Raw genomic sequence first — 1702 nt, forward strand, 5'->3', positions numbered from 1 at the left:
CTGCGGCACTGCTCAACCATCCCGACGTCAAGGCGGTTGGCTATCCCGGCGGACAGATGCTGGGCAACGTGCCGACCTACATGCAGGCGGCGGGGCGCAAGGCAGGCGAGATCTTCAATTTCGGCTTCGACACCAGCCCGCAGATCGTCGAGGGCTTCAAGGGTGGCTGGGTGCAGTTGACGGCCGACCAGCAGCCGTTCATGCAGGGCTATCTGCCTATCCTCAGCCTCTGCCAGCAGGTGGTGCTGGGCCTCGCGCCGATGAATGTCGACACCGGCGCCGGCTTCGTCACGCCGCAGAATTACGAGATCGTCGCCGAGCTGGCCAAGCAGGCGCTGCGCTGACCTCCCAAGGCTGCCGGCCGGGATTTCGCCCGGCCGGCGGGGCCGCCGGCGAGGAGGCCGGCAAGACAGACAATCCGAGCGAGGATCGCATGGGCGAACGCATCATCGAACTGCGCGACATCAAGAAGTCCTATGGCCAGGTCTATGCGCTTGGCGGCGTCAACCTCAGCGTCGACCGCGGCGAGGTGGTCGGCCTGATCGGCGACAATGGCGCCGGCAAGTCGACGCTGATCAAGATCCTGTCAGGCGTGGTCAAGCCGACCAGCGGCGAGATCCTGGTGCGCGGCAAGCCGGTCAGCGGATGGAGCGCAGGGCGCTCGCGCGACGCCGGCATCGAAACGGTGTTCCAGGACCGGGCGCTGGCCGTGCAGCAGACGATCGTGCGCAACATCTTCATGGGCCGCGAGCTGACCGGCTTCATGGGCTGGCTGAAGGTCGGCAAGGAGATCGAGGAGGCAAGCCGGTTGATGCGCGAGATCGGCTTCACCTCGAAAGTGTTCACGCCGCATTCGATCGTCGGCCAGCTTTCGGGCGGCGAGCGCCAGGGGGTGGCGATCGCGCGCGCCATCTACAAGCAGGCGGAGCTGATCATCCTCGACGAGCCGACGACGGCGCTGTCGCTGACCGAGACCGCCAAGGTTTTCCACTTCGTGCGCCAGGTGCGGGCGAGCGGCCGCTCGATCCTGTTCATCGGCCACAACATCCACCACGTATTCGACATTGCTGACCGCTTCGTGGTGCTCGACCGCGGCAAGGTGGCGCTGACCGCCGACCGCAGCCAGATCAAGTCGGCGGAAGATCTCATCAACTTCATGGAAGACGTGGCGCATCCGGGCGGCCTGCCCGGACTGCACGAGGCGGGCGAAGCGGAGCAGGGAGCGCGATGAGCAAGGCCATGGAACCCGATCTGCAATCTCCCCTGGGAAGAACAAACGGCCAGGCAACCAAGGAATGGAGCCATCCATCCGACCACTGGCTGCGCGGCTTCGTCATCGACAACCGCGCCGCGCTCGGCACGCTCGGCGTGTTCATCTTCATGATGGCGGTGTTCATCATCGCCAATCCGACGGTGTTCACCACCTGGTATCTGTACAGCTCGGTGCTGACGACGCTGCCCGTTGCACTGTTCGTGGTCGTGCCGCTGGTCTTCGTCGTCACCTGCGACGAGATCGACCTGTCGTTCCCGGCAACGATGGGTTTTGCCTCATGGGTCTTCGCACTGGTCGTGCAGGCCGGCTATGATCCGTTCCTCGGCATCGCCGCCGCGCTGGTCACCGGGACGCTGCTCGGCTTCCTGGTCGGCTCGCTGGTCGTCTATGGCGGACTGTCGTCGCTGATCGCCACGCTCGGCATGAATT

At 65.2% G+C, this 1702-nt stretch carries 2 protein-coding genes and 1 pseudogene; all 3 read left to right on the forward strand.

The window, feature by feature from the left end:
- Positions 1-344 (forward strand): substrate-binding domain-containing protein (locus EN742_RS34155; protein ID WP_148670490.1); only part of this gene is annotated, 344 nt, incomplete at its 5' end.
- A gap of 89 nt (positions 345-433) precedes the next feature.
- The gene (locus EN742_RS34160) at positions 434-1231 is read left to right on the forward strand and encodes an ATP-binding cassette domain-containing protein (RefSeq protein ID WP_128333831.1); all 798 of its coding nucleotides are present in this window, start codon (positions 434-436) and stop codon (positions 1229-1231) included.
- Positions 1228-1702: pseudogene (locus tag EN742_RS34165) on the forward strand (ABC transporter permease); the annotation flags it as partial. The gene EN742_RS34160 and the pseudogene EN742_RS34165, both read left to right, overlap by 4 nt.

This window comes from Mesorhizobium sp. M4A.F.Ca.ET.020.02.1.1 (assembly GCF_004022645.1).
Taxonomy (GTDB): Bacteria; Pseudomonadota; Alphaproteobacteria; order Rhizobiales; family Rhizobiaceae; genus Mesorhizobium.